A 19,294-nucleotide genomic window follows, 5' to 3' on the forward strand; every position below is an offset into this window, starting at 1 on the left:
TCAATGGTATTTGGGACTTACTTATGTTTTAGGGTAGAACAACATGGAGTGAAGCGTTGGGGGGCTACAGGAAGCTTGTTTAAGTATCGACAAGAAGGGGAGGAGTAAGGGGAATGCTATACTTAATAGTTCTTGGCTTTTATGTTGCCTTTGTCATATGGGCGTCATTAAGAAGTTTAAAAGAAGCAGAATCAATGTCTGACTTTACCACTGGCGGACATCGAATGGGATTGTTGTTAGGTATTGGGACGACTACAGCTACGTGGGTCAGTGTTGCTTCCGTTATGGGGGTGCCTGGTTATTTATATAGTAATGGTGTCTCCGCGATTATCGGATGGGTAGCAGGCTGGTTCTTAGCAACTTCATTAATTCCATTGGTAGCTTACAAGATTAGAAGGCCAGAAACTCCAGCTCGTACCTTTCCTGAGTATATTCATCTAAGGTTTGAACCTTTTAGAAAAGTCAGCCATTTAAGAACGATTGTTGGAGCCATAATGTTTATTGGGTACTTCTTATTTGTACATTTACAGGTTGTTGGATTCGGTATTGTATTCTCCACGATTACAGGAATAGATTATAAATATGCTATATTCGCATTTTTGATCTTCCTGCTTTTCACTAGCATTGGAGGGTTTTGGTCCGTTGCAGCAACAGATGCCTTAAATACCACGTTGATCGTTATTGGTGTAATTTTAGGTGGTGGTGCTGTTTTAGCCGCAACTGGGGGATGGGGGAATATTGTTGATTCTATTTCCGTCACAACAAGTCCAACTAATATTGGTGGAAGTGAAATCCCTGAAGGGTCAATGATATCCCCTGTTGGTACATTCGGTTTAGGAGCCTTATTTGCTATTTTTATGTCTAATGCAATAGGCTCGATCGTTTCTCCTCATTGGGTGACTAGAATGTTAGCTCCTAAAAATATCAAAGTTGCAATTCTACAAATTATGGGATCCGTTTTTGTGCTAACAGCTATATTTGTTCCGCTAATTATTATGGGGTTGGGTGCAAAGACGCTGATTCCTAGTTTACCTGCAGGCCAGAGCACAGATTATATCATTCCAGTAATCATACAGGAATATACACCTCCTCTTGTAGGTGCTCTAACATTGGTGGCGTTATGTGCTGCTGCTGTTTCTTCAGCTAATTCCATGCTTTTACATTGCGCAACTTCCGTGTATTATGATGTTTACTTGAACATATTCCCCAATAAGAAAATAAATGAAAAGAAGTTTAATATGAATCTTAGAATAGGTATGTTTGCCATCGCTGTAATTGCCGTTATTAGTGCGATTACACCTCCTTGGTTCTTAGCGATGGGGTTCACTTACGTGTATGGAGGGTTTGGAGCTGTATTCTTTGCCGTAGTTATTTTAGGACTGTATTGGAAACGAATGAATAGAGCAGGAGCCTATGTTTCCATGCTTGTAGGCCTTTTCACTTATATTATTGCTCAAGTTTCCAATGCAACTAATCCTTTCCTGATCGCTCTAGTAGCTTCTTTAGCAGGTGTCTTAGCAGTTGTATTCTTCACGAAGAAACCACCGGTTGAAGCCTATGAACCTTATTTCAAAGCAGATATAAGCCCATCAACTAAACAAACAATCATCAATATACAAAAGAACGAGAAAGATGAGAAGGTAATAAGAGATGAAACAGAGAAAGTAAAGAAAGACGCATAAGATAAAGGTTTAAGTAGTTTATGAGGGGTGAAATAGTTGAAGTTATTAAATAAGACAGCCATCATTACTGGTGGTTGTAAAGGCATAGGCTACGCTACTGCAATAAAATTTTTAAAAGAGGGCGCTAATGTTGTTATTATCGATTTAGATCAAGAGGAGATTGAACATGCCGTCACTAATTTAAGAGAATACAGTGAGAGGATAGAAGGATTTGCAGCAGATGTCACTGATAAGAAGCGAGTGGAAACCTCTATTCAATTCGCTATCGAGCAATTTGGTTCATTAGATATATTAATAAATAATGCAGGAATCGTACAGGATGCCCAATTATTAAAAATGGAGGAAGACCAATGGGACAAGGTGATAGACGTTAATCTTAAAGGTGTATTCTTAATGACCCAATCTGCTGCGTTGAGGATGAAGGAGCAAAAAAGCGGTGTTATATTAAATGCTTCATCTGTAGTTGGACTCTATGGGAATTTTGGGCAATCAAATTATGTTGCTGCCAAGTCTGGAATTAATGGAATGACAAAGACGTGGGCAAGAGAGCTTGGCCGATACAATATTCGTGTCAATTCTATAGCACCAGGATTTGTATTAACAGATATGGTTAAAAAGATGCCAGAAAAAGTTGTAAATATGATGAAGGAAAAGTCTTTATTAAATGAAATAGGAAAGCCTGAAGACATAGCCAATGCTTATGCATTTCTAGCATCAGAAGAAGCACGGTTTGTGACAGGAACTGTTTTAAGTGTGGATGGAGGGCTAACTCCCTGACTAAGTCTTAACTGGTTTAGTGAATTAAGAAAGAAAACTTTCTCATTTGATTGAATTTAATTCACGCCTGCTAATATTCGTTGGAAATGGGAAGACCATAGAGTTTAAAGTTTGATAGAAAGAGAGAGTTAAGTGCCTGCTCCAATCAGTTAAAGGTATGCTGTTGGGGGACAGGCACTTTTTTTACCTATGTCAACATTTGTGGAGAGATGCCAGGTCACGTACTTTGAAAATAATAAAGACTGGCGAGACTTTCTCTACAGTTTTAAATCACTCAGGTTTATTTGAGTGGTTTTTTAAAAGCTTTGACAATGACACCGTCGTTCACAGGTTCGAAATCCTGGGATGGTATACGTTCAAATCCCATATTTGTATACAGTGCCATGGCATTTTTCATGAAATCAGCGGTATGTAAACCAATATGGCTATGACCTTCTTTTTTGGCCGTTTCGATACAATGAAGAACGAGGGATTTACCGATTCCTTTTTTCCTGGAAGCGGAATCGACCGCAAGCATCCGTATTTCTGGATAGTCGGCTCCTTCTTCCAGCCACTCATAAGCTTCCGTATTAGCAGGAAAAAGTACAATGCTTCCGATGATGCTCCCGCTTTCTTCCATAACATAGATATTCACGCCTTCTTTTAAGTCATCTTCAGAAGAAAGCGTTCCTTTCAAGGCGTTCCAGTGTTCTTCGGACACAAGCGATTGGTACTCCTCATAGCAGCCGATCCGTTGGTTTCGGACAAATGGGAGTTCCTCGTGTTTCATTGGTCGTATATGCAAATCATCCACTCCTTTTCTTTCCTCCAATTATAACGAATTTTCGTTAAAGGCATCAAAAAAAGAGGTTCCAAAAAATAGTGCCAGACCTAAACAGCATCAACGCTATCCAGGTCTGGCACTTTTGGATGTTATTAATCTTCTAACTCATTTTCTTGTATGATATTACCCTCATCATCAAACTGAATCGTCTGAACATCATCATAGACACGGCGTTCCGTACGAACCAAGTCATAATTATCATCCAGAATCGGGAAGATATAGACTGGTGTTAGTGTCAATTCCACACCATCCGGCTTATTAACAAAGTCCATTTGCAAATGCCCGTAATGCAAGCCGCCATCGATTAAGTGTTTGACTCCATTTTCATTTGTTTCCCAATATTCCGGTTGATCCTTGGTTGCGCTCCATTGGGTGTGTGTATTAAATTCTTGTGGCACCAGGTTGCCGTCTTCATCTCTAATCATCTTTTCTCCTCGTAAGCCGTCAGCGGCTACACCCACGTCATAGGAATGAAAACCATTGCCGTCTCCATCCAAATCTACCAAGCTCCGTTCGAACATCTCATCATGTCCGGAGATGACAGCAGCTACGCCATATTCTTCAAACATTGGGGAATAGACACGCATGGCGACACCGGATTGGTTGTCAGCATATTCGTGATTTGGCGGCGCACCATGGACACCGCTAGAATAAGCGGCATGGTGGAATTGGACTAAAACAATCTGTCCTTGTTCCCGTGCGTCTATTAACTGTTCTTCTGCCCATTGATATTGCTCGGTGCCTGGGTTGAAGTTTGGCAAGTCTGAATCCTCAATTGATAGTCCGTCGAAAAGCTGTGTGAACGCATGATTATAAGCTTCGGTTGTAAATTGTCCTTGGGTATCGGTAGTGATATATGGATCGCCATCCACGCCTTGTTCTGCCCATACGGATTCATTTAATATGGAGTCATTTTCACTGTACACTTCACCTGTCAAAGTCCCGGTTGCTGTAGACTCATCGGGAATGCCGTTGGTAGAATCCAAGGTTAATAACGTGATAGGTCCAATATCTGTCCGGTAGTAGGAATCTTCATACTGCGGATTGTCCTCATCCCCGGGAGTATCGAAGTATTCATGGTACTTATTACGCGAGATGACCGCTGGTGAACGATCTTCCGCACTGCCATATCCGCCATTAATGGAGGCATAAGTTTCCCAGTTCCCTATCGCCGGTAATAACGGGGTATGCGTTGCGAAATCGGTAAAGTCACCAGCAAAGTGCCGCCAAAACTCATCCCAGGCCGGCTGGTATCCGGAACCTTGTGATAGATCACCAGCAATTAGTAACGCATCGGGATCAGCTGCTTCGATATGAGCCAGGTTTTCATTTAAAGCCGTTTGCTGGTCCAGAGGATAACGTACCAAAAACATATCGTTTCGTTCCTGGTTTCCATACTTTTGATCAAATGCAGAGTCTTCACCAGGACGCTCCTCAGAACCTGGAGCGTAAGGGTTCATCGGATGTAATTCCCACTCCCGATGTTCCAATTCACCATATGGTTCGGTCTCCGTATCGGAAAAGGCAATCAACGATAATTCATCCCAATCTTCGCTGTCCGGAAACGTTTCAAACTTAGACGTATGTGTCTTTTTCCCTTGTTTAACGACAACATTGTATCTGGTGTCAGGTTCTAATCCATCAATGGTGACTGAATGTTTATAGTTAGAATTGGATTCTAACCAGGAGCCCTGAGGAAGTGTTTCAACGACGCCATTGCCACTATCATAGGTTAATTCCTGTTCCAATTCTTTTTGTGTATACTCCATTAAATCCATGTATTGCGGTGCAGAAGTCACTTTTTTCGCCTTCATGCCGGGACCAGTTACAATGACTCTCCCAGGTTCCTCTATTTCTGAAACCCAGTTAATTGTCATCGAAGTACTGGATGGGGATTGTAAGTAAGGTAAGACACGAAACCCTGTATCTGGTTCACGGACGATTGATTCGGAAACTTCCTGGCCTGCTTTTCCCTTTGGCGCTGCCTCCGTATAGAGAAGCGGACTGGAAACAGCGAGTAATGAAGCAATGGTCGGGATTACGATCCGTTGTAACAATACACTTTTCTTCATTATCATTCTCCCTTATTTTTTTATTGCAGATTCCTCTGCTTTGAAAAAATTAATAGAAAGGAACTAATCAACACCATTCGTGCCGTTGAAAAGGTAGAGTAGTCTATAGGTGTAGGGTTGATCTTAGAGGATGGAGACATGTTTGACGCTTTCTTTTCTTACACTTATTCCGAGAAAAAATAGAAGGGCATCCCCCCTATGAAATAGGATTGGTTAAAGCCTACCATACGGGTGTAGGAAAAGAATTGAATTCTAGCAGATAGTGATAAAATAACTATGAAATTGTAACTAAGTTACTAGACCACAAATAAAGCCTGCCCCATTCCAGGGAGCAGGCTTTATAAAATTAATTTAGTAGAAACACGTAATGGGATACAGTAAACTTAAGATTATAGGTCCTTAGTCGTCCATTTACCTTGTAATTAATAATATGATTTTATAGAATGTTAGATAATTCAAATAAAAGAAATTAAGTGATAAATGATAGTTACGGCTGTCCAATAATGAAAACGCTAACAAAAAGTGTGCATTATTATGTCCTGCCGTTTCGAGAAGGGAGAAATATATGACTAAGATATCTGTTGCACAAATAACTCCAGTTACAGGCGAAAAAGAAATAAATATGAAGAAAATGAAAGAACTAATTGAGAAAGCAGCTGGACAAGGAGTCGAGTTAATTGTTTTTCCAGAATTAGCGTTAACAGGATACAATTGTGGAGACCATTTTTTTGAAGTTGCAGAAACGATTCCCGGGCAATCCACTGATTATTTTAAAGAAATAGCCAGGACACATAATATCTATATTATTTGGGGGTTACCTGAAAAAGGAAACATTCCAGGTTTATTATATAATTCTGCTGCTATTGTAGGACCTGAAGGGTATTTAGGCAGGTGGCGAAAGAATACATTACCGGGTCATGCTACTGACAAAGGTGGAGCGGGTGCCTTTCCTGATCGAAGATTCTTTAAAAAGGGCGGAGATCTGGCAGTTATTGATACTAAGCTAGGAAAAATAGGATTATTAATCTGTTATGATATTTTCTTCCCGGAGCTGGCTCGTTATCTAACATTGAAGGGTGCAGATCTAATTATAGGGATATCAGGTTCGCCTTCCTTTGAGCGAGACATTTTCGAACCTATTGTGAAGGCAAGAGCCATGGAGAATGTGATCCCGGTGGTCTACACAAATTTAGTAGGTAAAGAAGGAGATACAGAATACTGGGGTGGCGGGTGTATGATTGGTGCTGGTGATGTAAACTCCAAGGTCCCCGGGAGTCCTGAGATTTGTAAAGCTTCTTATACCGAAGAAGGAATCACTATTGGTGAAGTTGATTTGACACATTCGCAACGTGTTCGCCCATTCTTTCCTGTCCTTAGAGATATAGAAACAGATATGTACCATAAATTAGCCAAAGTTCATCAAAATCTGACTTGAAAAATTTAGATCATGTATGCATAACAGTATAGTAATGATAAAGTACCAATCACTTATAAGGATTGGTATTTTTATGAGCCTTTGTTTGAAATGGTACAGGCACCTATACATAAAAGAATGTCAGAAGTGACAGTGGTACTCCATAAGTAATCTGCTGATGGTTAGTGGCCTCCTGTAAAACAAAGCATTGCTTTATTGATATATCATGTTATATTATTTATATGTGAGGTGAAAAAGTTGGAGAAGCCACTATATGAAATTATTTATGAAAAATTAAAATCAGATATTATCTCAGGGATATATAAATCAGGGGAAAAAATTCCATCTGAAAAAGAATTGTCTGAAATGTGGAAGGTAAGCAGAATTACACCAAAAAAATCATTAGAGAAATTAGTTAGTGAAGGCTTGGTAGTAAGGCATGCAGGAAGAGGATCTTTTGTAGCTGAAATTACGGATGATATATTTTCTGGAGACATAAATTCCAATAAACAAAATAAACCCAATTTAATAGGGTTTGTGATACCCAACCTGGATTCAAATTATGGTACGGACCTTCTTAACAGCATTGAAGAGGAGGCAGAGAATAACAATAGTCACATTGTAGTGAAACGCTCATTAGGTGATCCTGAAAAGGAAAAAGAAGCAATAAAAAAACTAATTGAAATCGGTGTTACTGGAATCATTATCTTCCCTGCTCAAGCGGAGCAATATAATGAAGAGATACTTAAACTCGTTATTAATAATTTTCCCATTGTGTTAGTAGACCGGTATTTAAAAGGGGTGCCGGCTGTCTCGATCAGCTCGGATAATTTCATGGCAGCTAAAAATGCTACTGAATATTTGTTTCGTCTAGGGCATGATAATATCTGCCTTTTAAGTTCTCCCCATTATGATACCACTGCTCTGGAAGAAAGGTATGAAGGGTTCATTGAAGCACATGTGAAAAATAACATCACTATTGATAAGAGCAAACTGATGAGTGATATATCTTTTCCTTTGATCGATTATTATACAAAAGGGGATATTGAAAAAGATATACGTAATATTAGAAAGCATTTAGAGGAAAATCCTCAATTGACAGCATTGTTCGCCACTGAATATCGAATTGCCTTGCTGGCAGAAAACGCTGTGGCTCAGATGGGGTTAAAAATCCCCAATGATATTTCTATTTTGTGCTTTGATTATACAAGGGAAACCGTAGAAAAGGATAAGTTTACTTACATTAAGCAAGACCAGGAGCTAATGGGGAAAATGGCTGTGCAAAGTGTCTTCGATATGTTGAAAGGCCAAGACCAGAAAAAAGAAACGGTCAAGCTTCCAGGAGAAATTGTTGAAGGTAAATCAACGAGGCGGATTAATCAGTAACGATTGAAATCTGCTAATTAATAATTCATTTAACAAAAGCGATGGGCGCTGGTAAAGAGAGCGTCCATCTTTTTTTATACTTTGCGAAAATCACTGAATAATAGATTAGTATAATTGGTATATATAATATATTGACCTTTCAGAAAATTTATATTATTATGTTATTTGAAAGCGGTTTTATGGAAGCGAAAGGAGGTTTAATGAACTTATACCTGAAAGGAATCCGAACTCCATGTTTATATGAAAGTTTCAGGACATAGTGGGTAGAGGGAAAATCGATGTTGTCAAAGTTTTCTAAGCTAAACCATACTATTAGAGGAGTTGATGAGATGAACATAAATAAACACTGGCTTTTTGGGATAGTTTTCCTGGCATTTTTCATGGTGGGGTGTAGTTCTGACAGTTCTGGAGAAGATGCTGTTGATTTGAATTGGGCGTCTCCAGCTGGGTATACACCTCAATCACCAGTTGCAAGTGATGCCGAGTATATCAGTGAAAAAGTAAGTGAGTTTGAAGAAGAGAATCCTGATGTCAACCTGAATGTCGATGTAATGGCAAATAACGTTAATGAAGCAATGGCTCGTTTGATGGAACAAGCCGAGTCAGGAAGAGCCCCTGACCTTGCGGCAATAGATGGATACATACTGCCTAACTTCTATGATCATCTGCAGCCATTGGATGATCTGATGGAAGAATACGGAATAGACCCAGACGACTACCTGCCCTTTGCCAAAGATGTAGTAACTGGTCCAGATGGTAAAATTTATGGATTATATATGAACACAGATACTCGTGTACTTTTTTATGATACTGATGTTATTCCAGAGCCGCCAAGTACATGGGATGAAGTAATTGAAGTTTCAACAAAAATTCAGGAAGAGGGCTATAATGGCTTAATGCTGCCAGGCGGTCGTGGTGAAGGGACGTCTGTAACTACATTGTGGCCGCTCTTCTGGGCACAGGGTGGAGAATTGACCGATGACGATGGTAACCCCACCTTTGGTGAAGGAGAAAACAGAGAGAAGATGCTTAATGTCTTAACTACTATTCAAGAAGCGGCAGAGGCAGGCGCTATTCCTCAACGAGTCTCCAGTTATGGTGCCGAAGGAGATTTAGACCAGGAGGTTGCTACCGGAAAAACGGCTATGTTCCTGGGTGGAAACTGGCAAGAGACAGTCATTCCAGATTTAATTGGTGAAGAAGAATTTGAAAGTTGGGCCGTAGCGCCACTTCCACAAATTGAAGAAGGTACAGATGCTACCAGTGCAGGTGGCTGGACGTGGGGGATCTTTACGGAGGATGAAGAAAAGCAACGGGCTGCATTTGACTTGATGGCACGACTGTATATGAGTGATCAAGGCATGGGAGAGTTCAATAACGTATTTGGTGGCCTGCCATCCCGTGAGTCTGTATTTGATTCCGAATATTATAAAGGAACTAAATTCAGTGATGAATATCGTGAAATGTTAGAGGAAGCTCAAACTAGACCGCCATCACCTGAATATAGCAAAATTTCTACAGAGATGCAGATTGCTATCTCGGAAGTTATTTCAGGAGGAAAAACTCCAGAGCAAGCTTTAGATGACGCGTGGAATTCGGTAAATAATTAGTAAGGGGGGGTTCGATGAGTAATTTCCAAAGTGTTAAATCCCCTAAAATCAAACCAGGGAAAAGGGCATTCGTAAATTCGCCCTTCCCCTGGCTTTTACCTTTAGGGCTTATACTGACATTTGTCTTTGTTTATCCCATCTTTGAAATAATCAGGCTGAGTTTCACTGATGCATCCTTATTGGGGGCGGACTATTCTTATACAACAGAATCCTATGGGCGTCTTTTTGGTCATTCTGAATTCTTTAGCATGTTACTGATTACAGCTATCTTTGTCAGTTTCAGTGTTGTATTCCAGCTATTTTTCGGTTTCATTATCGCTTTTTTGATTGATCAGGGGCAAAAGCTCGATTTGAAAGGTACGGTGATTGTCAGGACATCCGTTTTAACGGCCTGGGCGATTCCGGGAGTTATTATCGGGATTATCTGGAGAGTGATGTATACCGAGACAGAGGTGGGAATTTTTAATAGTTTAGTAGGAATGGTGGGAATGGATCTGATACCGTTTCTATCGGATCCTACTATTGCGTTGATTTCAGTGATTGTCGCAAATGTCTGGAGAGGAACAGCGTTCAGCATGATTTTAATATACGCGGCCATTCAAACATTGCCTAATGATGTCATGGAAGCTGCGAAAATTGATGGAGCTAACGGACTGCAAAGGTTGTTCAAAGTGATGCTTCCCATGCTTGCCCCAATCATTTTAGTAACATTAATTATCATTTCGATCGATACGTTTAATACATTTGATATGGTTATGGCTTTAACCGGTGGTGGACCTGGGCAAAGTACAGAAGTTATTGCTTTAAGTATTTACACTACTATTTTCAGAGAGTTTAATTTAGGGCAAGGGGCTGCAACTTCAGTAGTTCTATTAAGCATAAATGTCATCATGACACTGGTTTATTTAAAAATACTGGGAAGACAGGGGGAGAAATAGTATGTCGCATCACAATAAGACGTTAGTGAAAAAAATCGGTATATATTTCAGCTATGCTGTCATTACATTGTTTTTCTTGTTCCCCCTACTTTGGATTATATCGATGTCGTTTAAAACATCACAGGAACTTTTTGCTATACCACCCACTTTAATACCGGAAACTTTTGCTATTGAAAACTATAGATATGTCTTAGAGACCACTGGAGTAGTAAATTACTTGAAGAATTCAGCTATTATCGTCTTCTTTACAGTGATTTTTACACTTTTGGTTTCTGTTCCGGCGGCTTATGCATTGTCCCGGTTTAAATTTAAATTGAAAGTACCGATTCTGATCACTGTCTTAATGACTCAGATGATTTCCGCTGTAGTCATATCTATTCCGCTGTACCGGCTGTTCAGTAATTGGAATCTACTGAATAACTATATCGTTTTAATCATCGTGTATGTATCCGTAGTATTACCCTTAGCCACATGGTTTTTGAAAGGGTATTTCGATACAATACCTGCCGTTTTGGATGAAGCGGCTACCATAGACGGAGCAAATAGGTGGCAGTTTATAACTAAGATATTATTCCCTACCAGTATGCCTGGAATCGTTTCAGTAACCATATTGGTAGCAGTTCAAAGCTGGTCACAATTTGTCATTCCATTCATTCTTTTGGATGACGAAAGCTTATATCCAGTTTCGGTGGGCGTCATGAATCTACAGTCTACACAGCAGGCTGTCACCACTCATTATCTTGCAGCTGGCAGTGTGATTTCTGTAATCCCCGTAATAATTTTGTTTGTGGTTTTTCAAAGGCTTATCGTCGGTGCTTTGACAAGTGGAGCAGTCAAGGGATAAGAAGTAAGTAATGTACATAGGAGGGAATTGATTTGTTTAAAATTGAACAAAAACTTGAAAACAGAATTCGTGAATTAAGTGAATATCGCTATAGAGATTCGATAAAAATCAACGATCTATTTTTTCAACAGGATGAACAAGGGGAAGTGGGAGCAAGGCCTCCAGAAAATGATAATTGGGAGCAGCTCAAGATTGGTGACCATTGGAAGGGATGGGATAAGTATATTTGGCTGAAAACCACCATTCAGTTTCCTAAAGAGTGGGAAGGCCGTTCGATATTAGGAAGATTTGATTTTGGTAAAACCGGTGATGGGAACAACTCTGGTTTTGAGTCACTTCTTTTTGTTAATGGAAGTCCTTACCAAGGTGTGGATACAAACCATACAGAAGTGTTTTTCTCCCAGGAACATATCAATCAAGACTTGACGTTGCATTTTAGATTATGGTCCGGACTGGATGGGATGGAAGGAAGACACTTAGAACAAGAACATAAAATCCGGCAAGTGGAATTAGCGTGGCTGGATGATAATACAGACCTTCTATATTTCACCGCAAAAGCAGCAATAGAATCAATCAACGTTATGCCTGAAAGCGATTTAAATAGAACAAAACTATTAAAAATTTTAGATAGAACATTTAAATTGATTGATTGGGCGAATCCTGGAAACTTAGCATTTTATAATTCTATCGAGGAAGCGAACCAGCTATTGCAATCAGAGCTTGAGCAACTGAAAACGGAAGAGGGCGTAACCATCCGTGCCATCGGACATACCCACATCGATGTAGCATGGCTCTGGAGGCTTCGACATACAAGGGAAAAAAGCGCCAGATCATTCTCTACTGTATTACGATTGATGGAGAGGTATCCTGATTATGTATTTCTTCAGACACAGCCCCAATTGTATGATTATATAAAAAATGACTATCCAGACATATATGAAGGAATAAAAGAAAAAGTCAGAGAAGGTAAATGGGAAGCAGGGGGAGCGATGTGGCTGGAAGCTGATGCGAATATTCCCTCGGGAGAGTCCTTAGTCAGACAGATACTGAAAGGACAGACATTTTTTGATGAAGAATTCGGTGCTCCAGCTTTTAAATACTTATGGTTACCTGATGTGTTTGGTTATTCCTGGGCTCTTCCTCAGATTTTGAAAAAGTCTGGAATCGAAGCATTCATGACAACGAAGATAAGCTGGAATCAATACAACCGGATGCCTCATGACACCTTTTATTGGCGTGGAATCGATGGATCGGAAATACTGACTCACTTTATAACCACACCAGATTATAATAATAGTGATTTTTATACGTATAATGGCGTGATAGACGCTCCTTCTGTCAAAGAGATATGGGATGAGTACAAAGATAAACCATTGAATCAGGAATTGCTGTTATCCTATGGATATGGTGATGGGGGAGGCGGCGTTAATCGGGAAATGTTGGAGATGCGCCGCGGTTTAGATAAAATACCGGGTATGCCGAATGTTACAACAGGCCGAGTGGACGAGTACTTTTCTGAACTGAGGGATAAGGTGGCGGAAAGTGATCAGTATGTTCATACCTGGGATGGAGAATTGTACCTGGAGTACCACAGGGGAACTTATACAAGCCAGGCTTATAATAAGAAGATGAACAGAAAAATGGAGCTATCTTACCGTGAGGCTGAGTGGCTTAGCACCCTCGGGCATCTCATCTCAAATGAATGGGATAAAGCATCCCAAGAAAATTTGAATGAGGGCTGGAAGATTATTTTGCGTAACCAGTTCCATGATATCATTCCAGGGTCATCGATTCGAGAAGTGTATGAAGATAGTAAGGAAGAATACGAAATAGCAGAGACACTTGCTAATACTGTCAGGGAGACACAAGAGAACGTTATTTTATCAGGTGAAGCGGAAAACAGCTATATCGTGTTCAACTCTTCTCCATGGACTCAATCCAATACAGTTTGTATCGAAGGCTTAGCTAATAAAACCGGGAAGTGGAAGACACATCAAGGAGATGATCTGGAAGCTCAACAGGGAGATGGCTGCTGGTATGTCCAGGTTAAAGGTATACCTTCACTTGGATATACTACGATTATCTTTGAACAATCGGAAGAGAGTAAGGCAAGTGGGGAAGTTTTCACTACTGGTCAAAATAGTATAACCACACCATATTACGAGATTGAGTGGAATGATCGAGGCCAACTTACAAAAATCTATGACTTGGAAAGTGGGCGCCATGTGTTAGATGGCAATCCGGGCAATGTATTCCAAGTGTTTGAAGACAAGCCCTTAAATTTCGATGCTTGGGATATTGATTTATTTTACCAGGAAAAATACAAACAAATTGAGCAGGTAGAAGAGATTACAATCAAAGAGATCGGACCACTTCGTTCAGTCATTTCATTCAAGTGGAAATATGAAGGTTCTGCCATCGAACAAGACATGATCGTTTATGCGGCGAATCGTAGAATCGATTTCAAAACGAATGTAGAATGGTATGAGCACAACCAGCTGTTAAAAGTTAAATTCCCTGTAGAGGTAAGGTCGCCAGAAGCTACTTATGATATTCAATATGGAAATGTTAAACGCCCGACACACTGGAATACCAGCTGGGATTATGCACGCTTTGAGTCGGTTGGTCATCAGTGGGCAGATCTATCAGAACGAGGGTATGGGGTCAGTCTTCTGAATGACTGTAAGTACGGTTATGACATTAAAGACAACGTCATGCGGCTCTCCCTTATCAAATCTGCGGTGCATCCCGATCCCGAGCAAGATCAGGGGAAGCATCAATTCACCTATTCCTTATATCCACATAGTGGTGACTGGTACGAGGGGGGAACAGTACAAGAAGCATGGTACTTAAACAATCCGCTCTCCTATGTTAAAGGCACTTCAGAAAAAGAGGACTTTTCTCTGTTTGCAGCTTCCACAGATAATGTCATGGTGGATGCCGTCAAAAAAGCAGAACAGAGTGATGAAGTGATTGTAAGAGTTCATGAATATGCAGGGAAGAGAAATGTATTAGAGCTGCAAAGTGATGCTGCTATTTTAGAATGGACGGAATGTGATCTAATGGAAAAACCTGTTGGTGAGACAGTAAAAAGCAGTGTGATTGAGTGTAAGGTTTCTCCTTATGAAATTAAGACCTTCAAAGTTAAGTTCGGAAGTAATTAAAAGTCTTGCCAAGTGTTTAAGTTAGTGAAACCAGTTCTATAATAAAAAATGGTGCCTGTTCCATCATTATTGGAGCAGGCACTATTTTAGATTAATTTATTCACAAATGATAATAGTACATAGGATTCAAGAACTACTAATTAATACGGACTTTCTTCCTGAACAGGCAAGTCATCCCAGAAAGAAACATCCTTATCCTGAATGCTGGCATCCGCAATCGCTCTGGCTGCTGCATCCATTGCTACTACTGCCTGTTTCGTCAGGTATCCATTACTCTTTTGACCTAGTACTTCAAAGTCATTGGCATTGTCCTGTGTTCCTCGCATTTCAAAAAGAAGGGTGGATATATCGTAATCATGGGCGAGTCCATAGACGCTGATGCCGTTGTCATACGCGGAACCTTTACCGGCATAGTTGGCGAGATGACCCCAGCCTTTCGGTTCAATTGCATCATACACAACAGCGCCGAGCTGTTGGGAACCGTGAAATACATCCGGTGCTGTGTGGTCAGGGTGAGAAGGGAAGATGGCACCGGATACATATTTATCGTCTTTTATCCATTGTGCTCCTTGATGATGAAGGTCAATCATATAATCGATATCATATTTCTGCAGGACATTTTCATGAAGGCCCTGGGTTTCTGGCTGTGTCTTCGCGTCATGATCGCGGTTCAGGTCTACCTCATTCGCGTTCAGACGAGTAAGGTGACGATCGCCCTTCGCTGCATAATCTTCTAATTCATAATTAACATCTCCCATGGCTCCGTCAGCATTATACATCGGGATGATCAGGAGATTGACGTTTTCTAATATTCCTTTTGTCTTACCCGTGCCAAGCTGCTTGATGAATTCAAGTGAACCTTCTGTCGTCAGTGCCTCGTCTCCATGCTGCTGGGCGATATAGAGGATAGTCGGGTTGTCCGGATTCTGCATGTACTTCACCATATGCATGTCCCTTCCTTTCACCGTTTCCCCAATCACTTCGAGCTCCATATTTGCCTGTTTTTTCTCTTGTGTTTCCAGGAAATCCACCATTTCCGTGTATGTATGCAGGATGGAAGTGTTGATTGTCTCGTGTCCCTGGTAGTCTGGTCCATTCCCTGCCGCCTGGGCTGTCGGCATGTCAGCCATCATTCCCCCGGCTAGGATTGTCCCGGATAAGGCGATGGTTGCTAGTTGTTTTTTCATACAAATTCCTCCTTTGTTTACACGATTCGACAAAAAACAGTTGAATCCTTTTCTCATTACCTAATTATGAAATTGGTCTTAGTGAGCTATTGGTCATTGGTCATAGAGTTCAGGAATATAATGACAATAAAAGGGGGAGAACAGGTGAAAGAATTTTTCAAATCAAAAACAGCTAAAGTTACTGGGATTGGTTTAGCTATCATCCTCATTGCATCCGTGTTTTATAGTGTGGGAACAACTCAGGCCAAAGGCGAATTCCAGGATTCAAAAGTAACCCTTTCCGAATTGCTTACCAAGATTGGTGAAGCAGAGGGAGAGCTTGAAAATCTGGAGGAAGAGGTAGAGCAGGCAGTTGAAGAAAAAGAAGAGACGGTGACGGAGAACGAAGAAGAGATTCGTGATACAGAGCAAAGGCTGGATAAAGTGAAGGCAGATTATAAGAAAGAAAAAGAAGCGTATGACGAAGCGGTAAAAGTCATTGAAAAACGCGATGCAGCTGAACAGGAGTTGTCCACTTTCCAAAAAGAGATTGATGAGTTTAATGCCACCATCGAAGGCAAAAAGAAAGAAGTCTCTGACTTAGAAAGTGAGATTGAAAGACTCACTAATATTGTAGTAGAAACGGGAGAGGAGCCGAAGGAATTCGCAGCCGGGCAATACCTCGTTGGTCAGGATTTTCCGGAAGGGAGATACAAAGCAGTACCAGTAGGGGAAGGAAGCAATTTTATCATTTATGGAAGTTCCGGTTATGCAGATGTAAATACCATCTTAGGTGATGGGAGTTTTGGTGAAACAGAGTATATCTTCTGGACGTCTGAGGGTGATGTGATGGAAACTGCTGCAAGGGTGAAATTGATCCCTTTGGAATAATTTTCGTAAAAGTACATGTTTGCAGGGAGGTGCACGATTCAAAATTAAGGAACTCTTTTCAACTTTTTGTTATAACGATGAGATTAATACCTACAATCAAAGGAAATGCTCGGAGGGTAAGCTCCGAGCATTTTTATATGATTTTATTATTTTTGAGGAATTAGTTTTAGAATTCAGTAATTTGATGCTATCAGTTTTATAGCTTTAAGCCACTTCTGCTCTTAAATCTTCGTAACAATGTATGGCTTTCTACCCTCGTAATTCCTTCCAGTGCATATAACTCATTATTGATAAACGATTCCAGCTCTTTAAAGTCTTTGACGAGGACATGCATATGTAAGGTACTTGGCCCGGTCATTTGATAACAGCTTGCAACGTATGGGTTTTTGGCAAGATTTTCTGCTACTTCTACAAGTGATCTTGGCTCGCAATCGACTTCGAAAAATGCGGATACTTTTTTACCGACTTTTTCACTGTTTACGACTGCCGTGAATTTTTCAATTACCCCATACTCAATCAACTGATTAACTCTAGCACGTACGGCAACCCTGGAAAGGTCTAGCTGCTTTCCAACATCCGTGTAAGATAACCTTCCATCTTCGATTAATAACTCCAATATTTTTTTATCTATATCATCAATTTTCATTAAGGTGTCTTTCTCTTTCATTATTAAGTCACCGGCTTTCTGCATATTTTTGTCATTAACTGATACTATCAAAATTTTAGCATGATAACATTTAATGTTTCCAACAAAGCTAATTTTGAGAGAAAGGAAATTTTGATTTTCTGAATTATACAACATAATATTTTATAATACAATATCTTTTGTTAATTAATTATCCTATAATGATTAACTTTCGGAATTAATTAGCGGGAAATAATAGCGGTTGTGGCTTGTATGTTCAGTATACAATTATGAAGTGAAAGCGGGAGGTTATTTGGTATTGTTTGCTTTGCAACCGATAGAACACACACAATCTTAATTCAAGTAAACAACAAAAAGGACCAGTTTATTAACTGATCCTTTAAATAGCAGTAATTAATATAGGCTTTCTATATCCACCTGGTTGTAACTACTTTTTGACGGGTATAGAATGAGAGGCCATCTTTTCCGTTGGCATGTAAATCTCCATAAAATGAATCTTTCCAGCCTGAAAATGGGAAGAATGCCATTGGTGCAGGAACACCGATGTTGACACCGAGCATGCCGGCATCGATTGTTTCGCGGAAGCGTCTAACACTTCCTCCGTCATTGGTGAATATGCAGGCTCCATTGGCAAAGCGGGACTGATTGGTGAGGCCCACTGCGTCATCCAGATCTTTCACTCGTGCGATGGACAGCACTGGGGCGAATATTTCATCTTGCCAGATTTTCATTTCTGAATTGACATTATCAAAAATCGTCGGTCCCACGAAATAACCTTCTTGTTTTGCCTCTTCATCAAGACGACCATCTCGGACAAGCTGTGCTCCTTCTTTTTCACCTGTTTCAATGTATTGCAAGGTACGTTCTTTATGGCTGTCGCGGATGACCGGGCCGAGGAATATTCCTTCATCAAGGCCGTTTCCGATTGTGATTTCATTGGCTTTATGGACGAGTTGGTCAATGAAGTCATCAGCGACGGACTCTTCAACGGCAACCACAGAAGCTGCCATACAACGCTCGCCGGCAGAACCGAATGCTGCGTTTAGAATTTGCGTAGTGGCATTATCCATGTTTGCATCTTTTAATACGATGGAATGGTTCTTTGCACCGGCTAGTGCCTGTACCCGTTTTAGATTTTCAGTCCCACGTTTATAAACATACTCGGCAACAGGCTGAGATCCCACAAATGAAATAGCTGCAACATCATTGTGATCGAGCAGACCATTTACGACATCATGGGCACCATGGACGACATTAAAGACACCTGCCGGCAGTCCGGCTTCTTCGAATAACTCAGCCAGACGATTGGCTAATAATGGGGTGCGTTCGGAAGGTTTAAGTACAAAAGTATTCCCTGTCACAATCGCCATCGGGAACATCCAGGCTGGTACCATCATTGGGAAGTTGAATGGAGTAATCCCTCCGATAACACCAATTGGATATCGGTAGACGCCAGACTCCAGTCCTTCGGCAACGGACGGGAGTTGTTCTCCCATCATTAGCGATGGAGCCCCGGCCGCAAATTCTACATTCTCAATGCCACGCTGAACTTCGCCGTATGCTTCCTTAAAACTTTTACCGTTTTCAAGAGTAATTAGTTTGGCTAATTCATCCCAGTTATCGACTAACAGCTGCTGATATTTAAATAGAATGCGGGCGCGTTTTGGCACTGGTACTTCTTTCCATGATTGAAAAGCTTCTGAGGCCACGGATACAGCATGATCGACATCTTCCTGTGATGAGAGTGGAACGTTTCCGATTACTTCTCCCGTGGCGGGGTTATAGACTTTCTCCGATTTTTCTGACTTTGATTCAATCCACTGACCACCTACATAGTTCTTTAGTGTATTAACAATTGTTTGAGTCATATCATATCCTCCT

Annotated in this window: 14 protein-coding genes; 9 read left to right on the forward strand and 5 right to left on the reverse strand. The window is 40.6% G+C overall.

Features of this window, described 5'->3' with window-relative positions:
* The first annotated feature begins 113 nt into the window (after positions 1-113).
* Entirely contained in the window at positions 114-1,682 is a 1,569-nt protein-coding gene (locus tag FHS45_RS01705; protein ID WP_062444741.1) for a sodium:solute symporter family protein, read from the forward strand.
* A gap of 36 nt (positions 1,683-1,718) precedes the next feature.
* Complete coding sequence (gene fabG / locus FHS45_RS01710) at positions 1,719-2,459, forward strand: 3-oxoacyl-ACP reductase FabG (RefSeq protein WP_062444743.1); 741 nt, start codon at positions 1,719-1,721, stop codon at positions 2,457-2,459.
* 280 nt (positions 2,460-2,739) lie between these two features.
* Here fabG and FHS45_RS01715 read toward each other — a convergent pair whose 3' ends face one another.
* Both FHS45_RS01715 and FHS45_RS01720 read right to left on the reverse strand, forming a co-directional pair.
* A complete protein-coding gene (locus FHS45_RS01715; RefSeq protein WP_062447751.1) occupies positions 2,740-3,228 on the reverse strand; it encodes a GNAT family N-acetyltransferase in 489 nt (162 codons plus the stop codon).
* A 146-nt stretch (positions 3,229-3,374) separates the two neighbouring features.
* Positions 3,375-5,354, reverse strand: a complete 1,980-nt coding sequence (locus FHS45_RS01720; protein WP_062444746.1) for a purple acid phosphatase family protein — start codon at positions 5,352-5,354, stop codon at positions 3,375-3,377.
* A 565-nt stretch (positions 5,355-5,919) separates the two neighbouring features.
* Here FHS45_RS01720 and FHS45_RS01725 point away from each other — a divergent pair.
* The 6 genes from FHS45_RS01725 (at position 5,920) to FHS45_RS01750 (ending at position 14,710) form a co-directional block, all read left to right on the forward strand.
* Entirely contained in the window at positions 5,920-6,789 is an 870-nt protein-coding gene (locus FHS45_RS01725; RefSeq protein WP_062444748.1) for a carbon-nitrogen hydrolase family protein, read from the forward strand.
* A gap of 237 nt (positions 6,790-7,026) precedes the next feature.
* Complete coding sequence (locus FHS45_RS01730) at positions 7,027-8,154, forward strand: GntR family transcriptional regulator (RefSeq protein ID WP_166761343.1); 1,128 nt, start codon at positions 7,027-7,029, stop codon at positions 8,152-8,154.
* Positions 8,155-8,483: 329 nt separating this feature from the next.
* Positions 8,484-9,764 (forward strand): extracellular solute-binding protein, encoded by a 1,281-nt coding sequence (locus FHS45_RS01735; RefSeq protein WP_062444752.1) that lies wholly within the window; start codon positions 8,484-8,486, stop codon positions 9,762-9,764.
* A gap of 14 nt (positions 9,765-9,778) precedes the next feature.
* Positions 9,779-10,702: a carbohydrate ABC transporter permease gene (locus FHS45_RS01740; protein ID WP_082412011.1), complete on the forward strand. Its 924-nt coding sequence runs from the start codon at positions 9,779-9,781 to the stop codon at positions 10,700-10,702.
* Position 10,703: 1 nt separating this feature from the next.
* Positions 10,704-11,546: a carbohydrate ABC transporter permease gene (locus FHS45_RS01745; protein ID WP_062444754.1), complete on the forward strand. Its 843-nt coding sequence runs from the start codon at positions 10,704-10,706 to the stop codon at positions 11,544-11,546.
* Between the two features lie 32 nt (positions 11,547-11,578).
* On the forward strand, positions 11,579-14,710 hold the full coding sequence (locus FHS45_RS01750) for an alpha-mannosidase (protein ID WP_062444755.1): 3,132 nt from the start codon (positions 11,579-11,581) through the stop codon (positions 14,708-14,710).
* Positions 14,711-14,850: 140 nt separating this feature from the next.
* Here the strand turns inward: FHS45_RS01750 and FHS45_RS01755 are convergent, their stop codons facing one another.
* Positions 14,851-15,897 (reverse strand): M14 family zinc carboxypeptidase, encoded by a 1,047-nt coding sequence (locus tag FHS45_RS01755; protein WP_062444758.1) that lies wholly within the window; start codon positions 15,895-15,897, stop codon positions 14,851-14,853.
* A 144-nt stretch (positions 15,898-16,041) separates the two neighbouring features.
* Between FHS45_RS01755 and FHS45_RS20080 the strand changes: the two genes are divergently transcribed.
* Positions 16,042-16,767, forward strand: coding sequence for a hypothetical protein (locus FHS45_RS20080; protein WP_208416237.1), 726 nt, complete (start codon positions 16,042-16,044; stop codon positions 16,765-16,767).
* A gap of 196 nt (positions 16,768-16,963) precedes the next feature.
* Here FHS45_RS20080 and FHS45_RS01765 read toward each other — a convergent pair whose 3' ends face one another.
* Together FHS45_RS01765 and FHS45_RS01770 are read right to left on the reverse strand one after the other, a co-directional pair.
* Positions 16,964-17,413, reverse strand: coding sequence for an Lrp/AsnC family transcriptional regulator (locus FHS45_RS01765; RefSeq protein ID WP_062447768.1), 450 nt, complete (start codon positions 17,411-17,413; stop codon positions 16,964-16,966).
* A gap of 407 nt (positions 17,414-17,820) precedes the next feature.
* Entirely contained in the window at positions 17,821-19,281 is a 1,461-nt protein-coding gene (locus FHS45_RS01770) for a CoA-acylating methylmalonate-semialdehyde dehydrogenase (protein ID WP_062444760.1), read from the reverse strand.
* Positions 19,282-19,294 lie beyond the last annotated feature (13 nt).

The sequence above is a fragment of the Thalassobacillus devorans genome (assembly GCF_011761345.1).
Classification (GTDB): Bacteria; Bacillota; Bacilli; order Bacillales; family Halobacillaceae; genus Thalassobacillus; species Thalassobacillus devorans.

Bases quoted from the DNA above. Each gene is read 5' to 3' on its own strand.
- FHS45_RS01705 (WP_062444741.1), top strand. From the start codon at position 114: ATGCTATACTTAATAGTTCTTGGCTTTTATGTTGCCTTTGTCATATGG.
- FHS45_RS01715 (WP_062447751.1), bottom strand. From the start codon at position 3,228: ATGAAACACGAGGAACTCCCATTTGTCCGAAACCAACGGATCGGCTGC.
- FHS45_RS01720 (WP_062444746.1), bottom strand. From the start codon at position 5,354: ATGAAGAAAAGTGTATTGTTACAACGGATCGTAATCCCGACCATTGCT.
- FHS45_RS01725 (WP_062444748.1), top strand. From the start codon at position 5,920: ATGACTAAGATATCTGTTGCACAAATAACTCCAGTTACAGGCGAAAAA.
- FHS45_RS01735 (WP_062444752.1), top strand. From the start codon at position 8,484: ATGAACATAAATAAACACTGGCTTTTTGGGATAGTTTTCCTGGCATTT.
- FHS45_RS01740 (WP_082412011.1), top strand. From the start codon at position 9,779: ATGAGTAATTTCCAAAGTGTTAAATCCCCTAAAATCAAACCAGGGAAA.
- FHS45_RS01745 (WP_062444754.1), top strand. From the start codon at position 10,704: ATGTCGCATCACAATAAGACGTTAGTGAAAAAAATCGGTATATATTTC.
- FHS45_RS01755 (WP_062444758.1), bottom strand. From the start codon at position 15,897: ATGAAAAAACAACTAGCAACCATCGCCTTATCCGGGACAATCCTAGCC.
- FHS45_RS01765 (WP_062447768.1), bottom strand. From the start codon at position 17,413: ATGAAAATTGATGATATAGATAAAAAAATATTGGAGTTATTAATCGAA.
- FHS45_RS01770 (WP_062444760.1), bottom strand. From the start codon at position 19,281: ATGACTCAAACAATTGTTAATACACTAAAGAACTATGTAGGTGGTCAG.